11 protein-coding genes and 5 tRNA genes are annotated in these 14501 nt (G+C 64.2%); 9 read left to right on the top strand and 7 right to left on the bottom strand.

Features of this window, described 5'->3' with window-relative positions; genetic code table 11:
* Window positions 1-12: 12 nt before the first annotated feature.
* Window positions 13-1029, bottom strand: coding sequence for a heat-inducible transcriptional repressor HrcA (gene hrcA, locus PQU96_RS06740; protein ID WP_272771508.1), 1017 nt, complete (start codon window positions 1027-1029; stop codon window positions 13-15).
* Between the two features lie 241 nt (window positions 1030-1270).
* Here hrcA and recA point away from each other — a divergent pair, with 241 nt between their 5' ends.
* The 3 genes from recA (at window position 1271) to alaS (ending at window position 5543) form a co-directional block, all read left to right on the top strand.
* Entirely contained in the window at window positions 1271-2335 is a 1065-nt protein-coding gene (gene recA / locus PQU96_RS06745) for a recombinase RecA (protein ID WP_272771509.1), read from the top strand.
* A 12-nt stretch (window positions 2336-2347) separates the two neighbouring features.
* Window positions 2348-2794 (top strand): recombination regulator RecX, encoded by a 447-nt coding sequence (recX, locus tag PQU96_RS06750; protein WP_272771510.1) that lies wholly within the window; start codon window positions 2348-2350, stop codon window positions 2792-2794.
* A gap of 118 nt (window positions 2795-2912) precedes the next feature.
* Window positions 2913-5543 carry an alanine--tRNA ligase gene (gene alaS, locus PQU96_RS06755; RefSeq protein ID WP_272771511.1) on the top strand — a complete coding sequence of 877 codons (2631 nt, stop codon included), beginning with the start codon at window positions 2913-2915 and terminating at the stop codon, window positions 5541-5543.
* Window positions 5544-5954: 411 nt separating this feature from the next.
* On the opposite strand, the gene PQU96_RS06760 is transcribed toward alaS, so the two are convergent.
* The 6 genes from PQU96_RS06760 to PQU96_RS06785 form a co-directional block, all read right to left on the bottom strand.
* A tRNA-Asn gene (locus PQU96_RS06760) sits at window positions 5955-6030 on the bottom strand.
* A gap of 68 nt (window positions 6031-6098) precedes the next feature.
* A tRNA-Asn gene (locus PQU96_RS06765) sits at window positions 6099-6174 on the bottom strand.
* A gap of 68 nt (window positions 6175-6242) precedes the next feature.
* Window positions 6243-6318 (bottom strand) — tRNA-Asn (locus tag PQU96_RS06770).
* A 68-nt stretch (window positions 6319-6386) separates the two neighbouring features.
* Window positions 6387-6462, bottom strand: a tRNA-Asn gene (locus tag PQU96_RS06775).
* Between the two features lie 68 nt (window positions 6463-6530).
* Window positions 6531-6606: transfer RNA gene (locus tag PQU96_RS06780), tRNA-Asn, on the bottom strand.
* Between the two features lie 89 nt (window positions 6607-6695).
* Entirely contained in the window at window positions 6696-9593 is a 2898-nt protein-coding gene (locus PQU96_RS06785) for an Rne/Rng family ribonuclease (RefSeq protein ID WP_272771512.1), read from the bottom strand.
* Window positions 9594-10105: 512 nt separating this feature from the next.
* Here PQU96_RS06785 and PQU96_RS06790 point away from each other — a divergent pair.
* The 6 genes from PQU96_RS06790 to PQU96_RS06815 are packed head-to-tail and all read left to right on the top strand — an operon-like array spanning window position 10106 to window position 14473.
* On the top strand, window positions 10106-11047 hold the full coding sequence (locus tag PQU96_RS06790; RefSeq protein WP_272771513.1) for an RluA family pseudouridine synthase: 942 nt from the start codon (window positions 10106-10108) through the stop codon (window positions 11045-11047).
* Window positions 11044-11703 (top strand): HAD-IA family hydrolase, encoded by a 660-nt coding sequence (locus tag PQU96_RS06795; RefSeq protein WP_272771514.1) that lies wholly within the window; start codon window positions 11044-11046, stop codon window positions 11701-11703. Before PQU96_RS06790 ends, PQU96_RS06795 begins: the two co-directional genes overlap by 4 nt.
* The gene (locus PQU96_RS06800) at window positions 11679-12041 is read left to right on the top strand and encodes a Rieske (2Fe-2S) protein (protein ID WP_272771515.1); all 363 of its coding nucleotides are present in this window, start codon (window positions 11679-11681) and stop codon (window positions 12039-12041) included. The genes PQU96_RS06795 and PQU96_RS06800 overlap by 25 nt, the downstream gene beginning before the upstream one ends.
* Window positions 12042-12080: 39 nt before the next feature.
* Window positions 12081-13013, top strand: coding sequence for a S49 family peptidase (locus PQU96_RS06805; RefSeq protein ID WP_272771517.1), 933 nt, complete (start codon window positions 12081-12083; stop codon window positions 13011-13013).
* Between the two features lie 19 nt (window positions 13014-13032).
* Window positions 13033-13854 (top strand): flagellar motor protein MotD, encoded by an 822-nt coding sequence (gene motD, locus PQU96_RS06810; protein WP_272771518.1) that lies wholly within the window; start codon window positions 13033-13035, stop codon window positions 13852-13854.
* Window positions 13855-13882: 28 nt separating this feature from the next.
* On the top strand, window positions 13883-14473 hold the full coding sequence (locus tag PQU96_RS06815; RefSeq protein ID WP_272771519.1) for a malonic semialdehyde reductase: 591 nt from the start codon (window positions 13883-13885) through the stop codon (window positions 14471-14473).
* Window positions 14474-14501 lie beyond the last annotated feature (28 nt).

Consider the following 14501-nt stretch of genomic DNA (forward strand, 5'->3'; position numbering starts at 1 on the left):
GGTGAGTGAATTCTAGTCGTTGAGATTGAGCGCGCTGGAGACCAGCCGTGCGGTGATGTCGACGATGGGGATCACCCGCTCGTAGGCCATGCGCGTCGGGCCGACCACGCCGAGGGTGCCGACCACCTGGCTGCCCAGCCGGTACGGCGCGATCACCACGCTGCAGTCGTCCAGCGTCACCACGCCGGACTCGTCGCCGATGAACAGGTTCACGCCCGGCGCCTGCCGGCTCTGCTCCAAGAGCTGCAACAGCTCGGTCTTGCGCTGGAAGGTGTCGAACAGCTCGCGCAGACGCTGCAGGTCGCCGCCGAAGTCGTTGACGCACAGCAGCTGCCCCTCGCCGGACACCATCACCTCGTCGCCGCCGAGGCTTTCGCGGCCGAAACGGATCGCCGCCGTCATCAGACCGGAGATATCGCCCTGCAGGCAGTTCAGCTCCTGCTCCATGCGCTCGACCACGCCGGCCAGCGCCTGGCCGGCGTAGTGCTGGTTGAGGAAATTGGCGGCCTCGTTCAGCTCGCTGCCGCTGTAGTCGCGCGGGGTATTGAACAGGTGGTTGCGCACATCGCCTTCCTGCGTCACCAGGATCATCAGCACCCGCCGCTCGGACAGGCGCAAGAACTCGATCTGGCGGAAGGCGCCATCCGGGCGCTGCGGCGTCATCACCACGCCGGCAAACTGGGTCAGCTGCGACAGCATCTGCGACGCCGCCTGCAGCACACGCTGCGGGCTGTCCGGCTGCAGGTTGTGGCGCAGCTCCTGCACCATCGGCTCTTCCAGCGGCTGGATGGTGATCAGGCGGTCGACGAACAGGCGGTAGCCGCGCTGCGTCGGCACCCGTCCGGCCGAGGTGTGCGGCGACGCAATCAGGCCCATCGCCTCCAGGTCCGCCAGCATGTTGCGGATGGAGGCCGGCGACAGCTCCAGTCCGGAGACTGCGGCCAAGGTTTTCGAGGCGACCGGCTGGCCGTCGGCGATATAGCGCTCGACCAGCACCTTGAGCAGGCGTTGCGTACGTTCATTCAACATGCAGCCATTCTGGCACAGCTTGGCTTGCCGCCAAAAGCATTACTTGCGCCGCCGGCTATGCCATAAGCAAGCTTGGCCGCCGGGGGTTTTGTGCGATAATCCTGCGCTTGATATCCCGCGCGCCCCTGCCCTTGTGGCGCGCACGCATCGTTGCCTGTCGCTTTTATTTGGCACGCCAGATGAAAACGTACATAATCAAACTCAATCCCTTACACCACACCGTTGAATGAATGGAGCAAGCATGGCGGAGCGTTCCGAAGACAAGAGCAAGGCCCTGAGCGCAGCACTGGCCCAGATCGAAAAGCAGTTCGGCAAAGGCTCGATCATGCGCATGAGCGACAACCAGGTGCACGAAAACCTGCAGGTGATCAGCACCGGTTCGCTCGGCCTTGACCTCGCCTTGGGCGTTGGCGGCTTGCCGCGCGGCCGCGTGGTGGAAATCTATGGTCCGGAATCGTCCGGCAAGACCACGCTGTGCCTGCAGGTGGTCGCCGAGGCACAGAAGCTGGGCGGCACCTGCGCCTATATCGACGCGGAAAACGCGCTCGACCCGTCCTACGCGCAAAAGCTGGGCGTCAAGGTCGACGAGATGCTGATCTCGCAGCCGGATACCGGCGAACAGGCGCTGGAAATCTGCGACATGCTGGTGCGCTCCGGCGGCGTCGACGTCATCGTGGTCGACTCGGTGGCGGCGCTGGTGCCGAAGGCCGAAATCGAAGGCGAGATGGGCGACAGCCACGTCGGCCTGCAGGCGCGCCTGATGTCGCAGGCACTGCGCAAGCTGACCGGCAACATCAAGCGCACCAACACGCTGGTAATCTTCATCAACCAGATCCGCATGAAGATCGGCGTGATGTTCGGCAGCCCGGAAACCACCACCGGCGGCAACGCGCTGAAATTCTACGCCTCGGTGCGCATGGACATCCGCCGCATCGGCGGCATCAAGAAGGGCGAAGAGGTCATCGGCAACGAGACCCGCGTCAAGGTAGTGAAGAACAAGGTGTCGCCACCGTTCAAGCAGGCAGTGTTCGACATCTTCTACGGCGAAGGCATCTCGCGCGAAGGCGAAATCATCGACATGGGCGTCGAGCACGACTTCATCAGCAAGTCCGGCGCCTGGTACGCCTACAACGGCCAGAAGATCGGCCAGGGCAAGGACAACACCCGCCAGTGGCTGAAGGACAATCCGGAAATCGCCCAGGAAATCGAGCGCAAGATCCGCGACACCGTCGGCGTGCAGATCGTGGCCAACAAGGATGACGCGGCCGACGAAGAAGAACTGCTCGACGATACCTTCGATGTCTAATGGCGATGCCTGATGGCCGGCACTGAAAAAAGCCTGAAGGCGCGAGCCGTCGATCTTCTGTCCCGCCGCGAATACTCGCGGCTGGAGCTGAAGCGGCGGCTCGCGCCATTTGCCGACAGCGAGGAAGAAGTCGACGCGCTGCTGGACGAGCTGGCGGCCAAACACTGGCAATCGGACAGCCGCTTTGCCGAAGCCTTCGCCAACAGCCGCGGCCAACGTTACGGCAGCCGCCGCCTGGCGCAGGAAATGCGCGAACGCGGCATCGACCGCGATACCATCCACGCCGCACTGGCGCAGCAGGACGATCTGGCCACCGCGCGCGCCATCTGGCAGCGCAAGTTCGGCCGGCCGCCGGCCGACCAGCAGGAGCGGCTGAAGCAGATGCGCTTCCTCGCCAGCCGCGGCTTCGGCATGGACATCATCCAGCGCGTCCTGCGCGGCCAGCGCGACGACGAATAGGCCGCGCCGCACTTGCCAGCACCGGCCACGCTTGCCACAATCGGGCATCGCTTTTTGTACCGCGCCACCGCAAGGTTGGCCGCAACCCGAATTCACAGAAGATACTGACAAAATCACGATGAAAACAGCTGAAATCCGCCAGAAGTTCCTCGACTTCTTTGCCTCGAAAAACCATCAGGTGGTTGCCTCCAGCAGCCTGATCCCAGGCAACGACCCGACCCTGATGTTCACCGTGGCCGGCATGGTGCAGTTCAAGGACGTGTTCCTCGGCTTCGAAAAGCGCGACTACACCCGCGCCACCACCAGCCAGAAGTGCCTGCGCGCCGGCGGCAAACACAACGACCTGGAAAACGTCGGCTATACCGCGCGCCACCATACCTTCTTCGAAATGCTGGGCAACTTCAGCTTCGGCGACTACTTCAAGCAGGACGCCATCACCTACGCCTGGGAATTCCTCACCGGCGAAGCGTGGCTGAACCTGCCCAAAGACAAGCTGATGGTCACCGTCTACGCCAGCGACGACGAAGCCTACGACATCTGGCACAAGACCGTCGGCCTGCCGGCCGAGAAGATCATCCGCATCGGCGACAACAAGGGCGCGCCGTACGCGTCCGACAACTTCTGGACCATGGGCGACACCGGCCCGTGCGGCCCTTGTACCGAGATCTTCTATGACCACGGCGAAGAAGTCGCCGGCGGCCCGCCGGGCAGCCCGGACGAAGACGGCGACCGCTTCATGGAAATCTGGAACAACGTGTTCATGCAGTTCAACCGCGACGAGACCGGCACCCTGCACCCGCTGCCGAAACCGTCGGTGGATACCGGCATGGGCCTGGAGCGCCTGTCCACCGTGCTGCAGCACGTGAAATCCAACTACGAAACCGACGCCCTCGCCTGCCTGGTGCGCGCCGCTGCTCGCGAAACCGGCGTCGAGTACAGCCAGAGCGTGCCGTCGCTGAAGGTGATCGCCGACCACATCCGCGCCTGCTCGTTCATGATCGCCGACGGCATCCTGCCGTCCAGCGACGGCCGCGGCTACGTGCTGCGCCGCATCGCCCGCCGCGCCATCCGCCACGGCTACAAGCTGGGCCAGAAGGGTCTGTTCTTCCACAAGATCGTTGCCGACCTGGTGGCCGAGATGGGCGACGCCTACCCCGAGCTGCGCCAGAAACAGGCAGTGATCGAGGACACGCTGCGCCAGGAAGAAATCAAGTTCGCCGAGACACTGGAAACCGGCATGGCGCTGGTTGACGCCGCGCTTGCCGGCGGCAAGACCGCGATGGACGGCGACACCGTGTTCAAGCTGTACGACACCTTCGGTTTCCCGGTCGACCTCACCGCCGACATCTGCCGTGAGCGCAACATCGCGGTCGACATGGACGGCTTCGAGCGTGCGATGGAAGAACAACGCAGCCGCGCCCGTGCCGCGTCCGCGTTCAAGGTTGCCGGCAACGTCAGCTACGATGGTGCCGATACCAGCTTCCACGGCTACAGCGCGCACAGCGTCGATGCCAAGGTGATCGCGCTGTACAAGGGCACTGAACCGGTGCAGACCTTGGCCGCAGGCGAAGAAGGCATCGTGGTGCTGGACAACACCGCGTTCTACGCCGAGGGCGGCGGCCAGGTCGGCGACGTCGGCGAGATCTCCGCTGCCGGCGGCGTGGGCGCCCTGTTCGACGTCAATGACACCCAGAAGATCAAGTCGGCGGTATTCGGCCACACCGGCCGCCTGGCCAAGGGCAGCCTCACCATCGGCGATACCGTGCAGGCCACCATCGACCTGCACAAGCGTCTGGCCACCGCGCGCAACCACTCGGCCACGCACCTGCTGCACGCCGCGCTGCGCAAGGTACTGGGCAGCCACGTCGCACAGAAAGGCTCGCTGGTCAACGCCGAACGCACCCGCTTCGACTTCGCCCACGGCCAACCGCTGAGCGCCGAAGAGATCGCCGAGATCGAACGCGTGGTCAATCACGTGGTCGCGGCCAACCACGAAGTCAAGGCCAGCCTGATGGGCTACGACGACGCGATCCGTGCCGGCGCCATGGCGCTGTTCGGCGAGAAGTACGGCGACGAGGTGCGCGTGCTGCAGATGGGCGACTTCTCCGCCGAACTGTGCGGCGGCACCCACGTTGGTCGCACCGGCGACATCGGCTTCTTCAAGATCGTGGCCGAAGGCGGCGTTGCCGCCGGCGTGCGCCGTATCGAAGCGGTGACCGGCGAAGCCGCACTGGCCTACGTGCAGGCCCAGGACAGCCTGCTGAAGGCCGCTGCGGCCAACCTCAAGGCGCAGACCAGCGACGAGGTGCTCAACAAGATCGGCGCGCTGCAAAGCGAACTGAAGGCACTGGAGAAGGAGCTGGCCGCCGCCAAGGGCAAGCTGGCCGCCTCTGCCGGCGACAGCCTGGCGGAGCAAGCCATCGAGGTGAACGGCGTCAAGCTGCTGGCTGCCGAGCTGGAAGGCGCCGACAGCGCCGCGCTGCGCGACCTGCTCGACAAGCTGAAGGACAAGCTCGGCTCCGCCGTGATTGCGCTGGGCAGCAAGTCCGACGGCAAGGTGGCACTGATTGCCGGCGTCACCAAGGATCTGACCGGCCGCTTCAAGGCCGGCGAGCTGGTCAACCATCTGGCACAGCAGGTCGGCGGTAAGGGCGGCGGCCGCCCGGACATGGCCCAGGCCGGCGGCACCCAGCCGGAAAACCTGAGCGCGGCCATCGCCAGCGCCAGGGACTGGCTGGCCGCCAAGTAAGCGACGCCAGCGGCAAGCAAAAAGCCCACCTTCGAGGTGGGCTTTTTCATGCGCAATCAACCTCGGCCTGCCCTGAGCCAGCCAGCGCATGACGGCGGAGACACCGACAGACAGCGCACCGCAGAACACCACGACGCAGCAAGGGCACAGAACATGGCCAGCACGCCAGAAAAGCAGACCGGGAGCCACAGCCGCCATTGTGGCAGCGAGCGTCATGGATCGCAGGCACCCCGCCCCACCGGCAAGCCTTCCGGCCGATGACAGAGGGTCGAGTCGCAGCGCCAAGCACCAGAGCAGCAAAGCTGCCCGGCACCGTGCAGGAGGCCGTCGCCGCCGCCGGTCATGCAAGACCCCGCACCAGCGGCGCGAAACAAACAAAAAACCCGCCAAAAGGCGGGTTCATTTAATTACTGGCTCCCCGACCTGGACTCGAACCAGGGACCTGCGGATTAACAGTCCGTCGCTCTACCGACTGAGCTATCAGGGAACATCAAACTTGTTACTGCTGGCATCAAACCGGCTCGGCTTCGAGCCGCTTGCTGCGCTGGGTGTTGCTGGCTCCCCGACCTGGACTCGAACCAGGGACCTGCGGATTAACAGTCCGTCGCTCTACCGACTGAGCTATCAGGGAACATCAAACTTGTTACTGCTGGCATCAACCGGTTTCAGCTTCGAACCACTTGCTGCGCTGGGTATTGGTGGCTCCCCGACCTGGACTCGAACCAGGGACCTGCGGATTAACAGTCCGTCGCTCTACCGACTGAGCTATCAGGGAACATCAAACTTGTTACTGCTGGCATCAACCCGGCTCGGCTTCGAACCGCTTGCTGCGCTAGGTGTTGGTGGCTCCCCGACCTGGACTCGAACCAGGGACCTGCGGATTAACAGTCCGTCGCTCTACCGACTGAGCTATCAGGGAACATCAAACTTGTTACTGCTGTCATCAACCGGTTTCAGCTTCGAACCGCTTGCTGCGCTGGGTATTGGTGGCTCCCCGACCTGGACTCGAACCAGGGACCTGCGGATTAACAGTCCGTCGCTCTACCGACTGAGCTATCAGGGAATTGCCTAAAGAGGTGCGCAGTTTAGACAGCGATTGCCGATTCGTCAAGCCCGAAAAATGAATTTTCCGGGCTTGACGTCCGCATCGACTTAAGCGTCCGGGTTAGCCGAGGCTTGAGTCTGCACTTGCACCAGTTCAACAGGCGCCGCGTCCTCTTCCGCCGAACGCACCACTTCGCGACGACGCTTGCCCTTCAGCTCCGGCTCAGGCTGCACCACTTCCGGCAGCTCGCTGGCGGCACGGGTGGTCACCATGACCAGGCCGGCCGACGCAACCGCCTCGACCACCGCCACAGGCGCTTGCGGAGCAACCTCTACCGCGACCGGGGCCGGCTCTTCTGCAGCCACTGGCGCGGCCACAACAGGCTCGGCAGACACGGCTTCAACCGGCGCGGATGCCACTTCAAGCGTTTCAACCACCTCAGCCACTTCCGCAGCGTTGGCCGCAACCTCCTCCGGCTGGACCTCGGCAACGGCCACCACCTCTTCAGGTGCAGGCTCTGCCGCGGCGACGGCAACCAACTCCGGAGCAACCGGTTCGGCAGCAACGACTTCGACGGCTTCGGCTTCTACCACTTCAGCCGCAACAACCGGTTGTGCCACTTCTGTGGCAACGGGCGCCACCTCGGCCACCACAGCGGCATCGGCGACCACTTCGGTTGCCTGCTGCTCGGCAGACTCTTCGGCACCGGCTTCAGCGGTCACGGCCGTGTCATCGCGACGGTCACGACGGCTGCGACGACGACGACGCTCGCGTGGCTCGCGCGCTTCGCGCTCGCCCTGCTCCGGCGCAACCGCAGCCTCTGCCACCACCGCATCCGCGGCCGCGGCATCGACCACAGGCTGCTCGGCTTCCAGCTCCGGCGCCTGCACCACTTGCTGTTCCTTGGCGATACGCTGCTGCTCGCGTTCGCGGCGACGCTCATTGCGCTGGTTGTCGCGCTGCTCTTTCACCGCACCATCGGCTGCGGCATCGCTGCGCGCCACCATTGCATTCGCGTTATCGCGTGGCTCACGCGGTTCGCGTTCGCGGCGCGGCGCACGCTCGGCACGGGCCTGCGCCTGACCTTCTTCGCGCACTTCATTGCGACGATTGTCGTTGCGCGGCTGGCGCTCCTGACGTTCGGCACGGCCTTCACCCGGTGCACGCTCTTCCCGCTCGCGGCGGCCGTTGCTGCGGCGCTCGCCGTTACGCTGGCGCGGATTACGCGCTTCACGCTGCGGACGCTTCTCTTCGACCACCGGCTTGGTTTCAACTACTTGCGGCTCCGGCGACAGCACCGACTTGAACCAGCCGACCACACGGGCCAGCAGACCCTGCTCGGCAACGACAACCGGGGCGGCGGCGACCGGTGCTGCCACCGGCTCGGCAGCCTGCGGCGCCGGCTGCGCCGGGGTCACGCCCTTGACTGCAGCTTCCTGGCGCTCCAGCTTCGGCTTTTCCTGGCCGAACGGGTGCGAGGCGTCCTCTTCCGGCATTTCGACGCGCTGATAGCTCGGCGCATCACCGACCTCTGCCAGATCGTCGTGGCGTACGCGCACGATCTTGTAGTGCGGGGTTTCCAGATGCAGGTTAGGAATCAGCACCACTGCCACGTCCAGGCGCGCTTCAATGGAGTAGATCTCGGCGCGCTTCTCGTTGAGCAGGAAGGTGGCCACGTCGACCGGCACCTGCGCGTGAACCGCGCCGGTGTTTTCCTTCATCGCCTCTTCCTGGATGATGCGCAGGATGTGCAGTGCCGAGGATTCGATGCCGCGGATGAAGCCGATACCGTGGCAGCGCGGGCAGGCTTCGTGACTGGTTTCACCCAGGCTAGGCTGCAGACGCTGACGCGACAGTTCCAGCAGGCCGAAACGCGACAGCTTGCCCATCTGCACGCGGGCACGGTCGTGCTTCAGCACGTCGCGCAGGCGGTTTTCCACGTCACGCTGGTTTTTCTGGCTTTCCATGTCGATGAAATCAATCACGATCAGGCCACCCAGGTCGCGCAGGCGCAGCTGGCGGGCGATTTCTTCCGCCGCCTCCAGGTTGGTGCGGAACGCGGTGTCCTCGATGTCGGAGCCCTTGGTGGCACGCGCCGAGTTGACGTCGACCGACACCAGTGCTTCGGTATGGTCGATGACGATGGCGCCGCCGGACGGCAGGGTCACGGCGCGCGAGAATGCGGTTTCGATCTGGTGTTCGATCTGGAAGCGCGAGAACAGCGGCACCGGATCCTTGTACAGCTTCACGCGGCCAACGTTGTTGGGCATCACGTGACTCATGAACTGACGGGCCTGCTCGTAGATTTCTTCGGTGTCGATCAGGATTTCGCCGATGTCAGGCTGGTAGTAGTCGCGGATGGCGCGAATCACCAGACTGCCTTCCTGCAGGATCAGGAACGGCGCGGACTGGGCACCGGCGGCGCTGTCAACGGCACGCCACAGTTGCAGCAGGTAGTTCAGATCCCACTGCAGCTCTTCCAGCGAACGGCCGATACCGGCGGTGCGCGCGATCAGGCTCATGCCGCCCGGCACCTCCAGCTGCGACAGCAGGTCTTTCAGCTCCTGACGCTCTTCACCTTCGATGCGGCGCGACACGCCACCGCCACGCGGGTTGTTCGGCATCAGCACCACGTAGCGACCGGCGAGGCTCACGTAAGTGGTCAGCGCGGCACCCTTGTTGCCACGCTCGTCCTTTTCGACTTGCACGACAACCTGCATGCCTTCACGCAGTACGTCCTGGATACGCGGACGGCCGCCTTCGTGCTGCTGGAAATAGCTGCGGGAAACTTCCTTGAACGGCAGGAAACCGTGACGGTCGGTGCCGTAGTCGACAAAACACGCCTCCAGCGATGGCTCGATCCGGGTGATGGTGCCCTTGTAGATGTTGCCCTTGCGCTGTTCTTTACCGACGGTTTCGATATCGAGGTCGATGAGCTTTTGCCCGTCGACGATGGCGACACGCAGTTCTTCTGCCTGTGTCGCATTAAAAAGCATGCGTTTCATTAATATGTCCCTACGCGTGCACTCACGCTAGGGGTACAGCAAGTATTTGACGGCTCAATGAGTGTAATGAGCGCATGCCGTTAAGAAGTGTCGGAGTAAAGAGCAACAGAACTGCGATCGGGTCAAGCCAACTTCTTGTTCTACACGCGGCCCCTGCTGCGCCATGCTTCGGCGCTTACCAAACCCGCCCTGCCTTGGCGGCAGGATAGGCAAAATCGGGTGGCCACGTCGGGTCAAATTTTGCTGCGAAGCTTCGGGGCGGGCCTTATCGCCCCTAAAGCGGGAAACTGGCGTGAGTGCGTCATGCATCCAAATGCATTAACATCGCTACTTCGGGGTGAGCGAGATAACCATGGCTGCGCCCGGTAGAACCGGCGTCAGGTCAGGACCAATGTCCTGCCGGCCGGTTTTTGTTGCGCAGCAGCGCCACAGGCAGTATTGTCTGCGACCCATTTCCGGTGTGCTACACATCGCATTATTTCAGGCGAAGGAGCCAACGGAGTATAAGCAATATGACTGACATTCGCAAAGATTCCGTTACATTCATCACCGTCGACGAAAACGGTGCCGATCAGCGCCTGGACAACTACCTGACCCGCCTGCTCAAGGGCGTGCCGAAAAGCCATATCTACCGCATCATCCGCTCCGGCGAGATCCGCGTGAACAAGGGTCGCGCCGATGCGATGCAGCGCCTGCAGCAGGGTGACGAGCTGCGCATTCCGCCGATCCGCCTCGCCGCCAAGGCGACCGACGGCCAGGTGGTGCCCGGCGCCAGCTTCCCCATCGTGTACGAGGATGAGGCGCTGCTGGTGATCAACAAGCCGGCCGGCGTCGCCGTGCACGGCGGCAGCGGCGTGTCCTTCGGCGTCATCGAACAATTGCGCAAGGCGCGCCCGAACGCACGCTACCTGGAACTGGTGCATCGCCTCGACCGCGAGACGTCCGGCCTGCTGATGATCGCCAAGAAGCGCTCGGCGCTGGTCAAGCTGCACGAGATGATCCGCAACGACGTGCCGCAGAAGCGCTACTTCGCGCTGGCGCTGGGCCAGTGGCCGGACAAGATCCGCCACGTGAAGCTGCCGCTGCACCGCTTCCACACCCCGAGTGGCGAGCGCATGGTGCGGGTCGATGAAGACCAGGGCATCTACGCGCACACCATCTTCACGGTGCAGCAGCGCTATCGCGACTTCACGCTGGTAGAGGCGCTGCTGCGTACCGGCCGCACCCACCAGATCCGCGTGCACATGCAGGCCAATGGCTGCCCGATTGCCGGCGACGAGAAATACGGCGACTTCGCCGCCAACCGCGAGTTGCAGCGCCACGGCCTGAAGCGCATGTTCCTGCATGCGGCCAACCTGGTGCTGCCACACCCGCTCACCGGCGAGGAGCTGCAACTGCAGGCACCGCTGCCGCCCGAACTGACCCGCTTTCTGGATACCCTGCCCCTATCATGACTAGCCGCTTCGATCTGATCGTGTTCGACTGGGATGGAACCCTGATGGATTCCACCGCCCACATCACCCGCTCCATCCAGGCCGCCTGCCAAGACCTCGGCCTGCCGATCCCGCCGCGCGAGCGCGCCAGCCACGTGATCGGCCTCGGCCTGATCGACGCCATGCGCGTGGTGTGCCCGGGCCTGCCGGAGCCGCGCTACCAGGACATGGTGCAGGCCTACCGTCACCACTATCTGGCCGGCGACGAGACCATCGAGCTGTTCGATGGCGTGGCCGAAGGGTTGGCCGCACTGGAAGATGCCGGCTACCTGCTGGCGGTCGCCACCGGCAAGAGCCGCATCGGCCTGGACCGCGCGCTGAAGGTGACCGGCCTGACGCCACACTTCCTCGCCACCCGCACCGTCGACGAGTGCCACTCCAAGCCGCATCCGCAGATGCTGCTGGACATCACCGACCAGCTGGGCGTGGCACCCGGACGCACGCTGATGGTCGGCGACACCACCCACGACCTGCAGATGGCACTCAATGCCGCCACCCTCAGCGTCGGCGTCAGCTACGGCGCGCATCCGGTGGAAGACCTGCTCGACTGCGAACCACTGGCGATTTTCGATGTCTTTGACGACCTGCAACAATGGCTGATCCGGCAGCGCAGCTGATCTGCGACGCCGACGCCCTGCAGAATGGCGGCAAGGGCGTGCGCTTCGAGATCCGGCAGTACGGCGAGACGGCCGCCGCATTTGTCATTCGTCATGGCGGCGTGGTATACGGCTATCTCAACCGCTGCCGTCACGTACCGGTGGAGCTGGACTGGCAGGAAGGCCGCTTCTTCGACGGCGACGGCGACTACCTGATCTGCAGCATGCACGGCGCGCTGTACCTGCCGGACAGCGGCCTCTGCGTCGCCGGCCCCTGCCGCGGCCAGTCACTGCAATCGCTCGCGGTCAGCGAGCACGAGGGTCGGATATACTATTTACCTCACGCCGACGGCGCCTGACGCGCCTTGCGGCCAACGTTGCGCAAGATTGAGGCAAGCATGGAGCAAGAACCCAAATGGGAGCGCCAGCTGATTGAAAAGCTGGCTGGCGCGGCACTGCTGGAACAGAAGCGCACCCGCCAGTGGAAGACCTTCTTCCGGCTGGCGTGGCTGTTGCTGATCGGCACGCTGCTGGCGATGTTTTTCTGGCAGGGCGAAAAGGACAGCGGCACGCTGGGCGGCAAGCATACCGCCGTGGTCTCGCTGGAAGGCGTCATCGACAGCGAGAACAATGCCAGCGGCCGGCTACTGGAAGGTCTGGAGCACGCCTACAACGACCGCAACACCAAGGGCATCATCATCCGCGCCAACAGCCCCGGCGGCAGCCCGGTACTGTCCGGCATCGCCAATGACGAGATCCGGCGCCTGAAAAAACTGCACCCGGCCATTCCGCTACACGTGGTAGTGGAAGAAGTGTGCGCCTCCGGCTGCTACTACATCGCCGCCGCCGCCGACAAGATTCACGTCGACAAGGCCAGCATCATCGGCTCCATCGGCGTGGTATCGGACGGCTTCGGCTTCGACAAGGCAATCGAGAAACTCGGCATCGAGCGCCGGCTGACCACCGCCGGCAGCAACAAGGCGATGAACGACCCGTTCTCGCCGCGCAACCCGCAGCAGCAGGCCATCCACCAGTCGCTACTCGACGAGATCCACCAGCAGTTCATCGCGGTAGTGAAGCAGGGACGCGGCAGCCGGCTGAAGAGCGACGCCGAGATTTTCAGCGGCCTGGTGTGGCTGGGCAGCAGCAGCATCGCGCTGGGGCTGGCCGACGATCTGGGCTCGGTCGGTTCGGTGGCCCGTGAGCAGATCCAGGCCGAAGAGTTGGTCGACTTCACCCCGAGCGACGACTTCGGCAACTTCTTTGCCAAGCGCATCGGTGTCAGCTTCGCCGGCGGCATCCGCTCGCTGCTTGACACCCGCTTTTTCTGACCGCCGACACGGAGCACTCATGGCACGACGCCGCAAACAGGAAGAGGTCCACGAAAATCACGAACGCTGGCTGGTTTCCTACGCCGACTTCATCACCCTGCTGTTTGCCTTCTTCGTCGTGATGTACGCCATTTCGCAGGTCAACGAGGGCAAGTACCGGGTGCTGTCGACCTCGATGATCGACGCCTTCCGCAGCGGCAACCTGGCGATCCAGGCCACGCCGCCGTCCGGCAGCGCCAACACCATGATCGAGATTCCCAACACCAAGCCGATCGCCACCGCGGTCGAGGGCCAGCAGCGCCTGCAGGAACGCGCGCGCCTGAAACAGCTGGCCGACGACATCGGCAAGAGCCTGGCCCCGCTGATGCAGGGCGGCCAGGTCAGCATGCGCCAGGACGACGAAGGCATCCATATCGAGATCAAGGACACCGCGCTGTTCCCGGTCGGCCAGGCATTGCCGACCGGCAACTCGCCACAGATCCTGTCGGCGGTAGCGCAGCAGCTGGCACAGGTACCGAACGAGGTGCGGGTGGAAGGCTTCACCGACAACATCCCGATCCGCAACGCCTTCTTCCCGTCCAACTGGGAGCTGTCCGCCGCCCGCGCCGGCAGCATCGTGCGCCTGTTCATGGAAAACGGCATCGCGCCGGAGCGGCTGGTGGCCGTTGGTCGCGCCGAGACCATGCCGGTGGCCAACAATGCCTCCGCCGACGGCCGCGCCCGCAACCGCCGCGTGGCGATCACCATCATCGCCAAGACCAGCGGCAAGAGCGAGGACATCGGTGCCGCCACAGCAGCGCCAGCAAATAACCTGCTGCCGACCTCCGCCACCGCGCCCTGAATTACCGCCAAAGAGAGAGATCCTCCGCATGAGCACACCTGTCAGCCACGCCGCTCTGGAACAACTGTTCCTCAATGCCCGTACGCATAGCCACTGGCAAGACCGCCCGGTCAGCAAGGAAACCCTGCACCAGCTGTTCGAGCTGATGAAAATGGCGCCGACCAGCGCCAACTGCTCGCCGGCACGCCTGGTGTTCGTGCAGTCGCCGGAAGCCAAGGCCAGACTCAAGCCCTGCCTGTCGGAAGGCAACCGCGACAAGACCATGGCGGCGCCGGTCACCGTGATCGTCGCCATGGACCTGCAATTCTACGAACAGCTGCCGCGCCTGTTCCCGCACACCGACGCCCGCAGCTGGTTCGCCGGCAACGACGCCGCAATCCAGAGCACTGCCATGCGCAACAGCTCGCTGCAGGGTGCCTACCTGATCATGGCCGCCCGCGCGCTGGGGTTGGACTGCGGTCCGATGTCCGGCTTCGACAACGCCGCCGTGGACGCCGCCTTCTTCCCGCAAGGCAATATCAAGAGCAACTTCCTGATCAATCTCGGCTACGGCGACGCCAGCAAGCTGTTCCCGCGCGCGCCGCGCCTCGGCTTCGACGACGCCTGCCAGATCCTTTAACCCTGTTGTGGCGCGGGCCGCGCCCGCG

The organism is Vogesella margarita (assembly GCF_028548475.1).
Taxonomy (GTDB): domain Bacteria; phylum Pseudomonadota; class Gammaproteobacteria; order Burkholderiales; family Chromobacteriaceae; genus Vogesella; species Vogesella margarita.

Excerpts from the sequence above, each read along its gene's own strand:
- hrcA (WP_272771508.1), bottom strand. The coding sequence starts at position 1,029 with ATGTTGAATGAACGTACGCAACGCCTGCTCAAGGTGCTGGTCGAGCGC.
- recA (WP_272771509.1), top strand. The coding sequence starts at position 1,271 with ATGGCGGAGCGTTCCGAAGACAAGAGCAAGGCCCTGAGCGCAGCACTG.
- recX (WP_272771510.1), top strand. The coding sequence starts at position 2,348 with ATGGCCGGCACTGAAAAAAGCCTGAAGGCGCGAGCCGTCGATCTTCTG.
- alaS (WP_272771511.1), top strand. The coding sequence starts at position 2,913 with ATGAAAACAGCTGAAATCCGCCAGAAGTTCCTCGACTTCTTTGCCTCG.
- PQU96_RS06785 (WP_272771512.1), bottom strand. The coding sequence starts at position 9,593 with ATGAAACGCATGCTTTTTAATGCGACACAGGCAGAAGAACTGCGTGTC.
- PQU96_RS06790 (WP_272771513.1), top strand. The coding sequence starts at position 10,106 with ATGACTGACATTCGCAAAGATTCCGTTACATTCATCACCGTCGACGAA.
- PQU96_RS06795 (WP_272771514.1), top strand. The coding sequence starts at position 11,044 with ATGACTAGCCGCTTCGATCTGATCGTGTTCGACTGGGATGGAACCCTG.
- PQU96_RS06800 (WP_272771515.1), top strand. The coding sequence starts at position 11,679 with ATGGCTGATCCGGCAGCGCAGCTGATCTGCGACGCCGACGCCCTGCAG.
- PQU96_RS06805 (WP_272771517.1), top strand. The coding sequence starts at position 12,081 with ATGGAGCAAGAACCCAAATGGGAGCGCCAGCTGATTGAAAAGCTGGCT.
- motD (WP_272771518.1), top strand. The coding sequence starts at position 13,033 with ATGGCACGACGCCGCAAACAGGAAGAGGTCCACGAAAATCACGAACGC.
- PQU96_RS06815 (WP_272771519.1), top strand. The coding sequence starts at position 13,883 with ATGAGCACACCTGTCAGCCACGCCGCTCTGGAACAACTGTTCCTCAAT.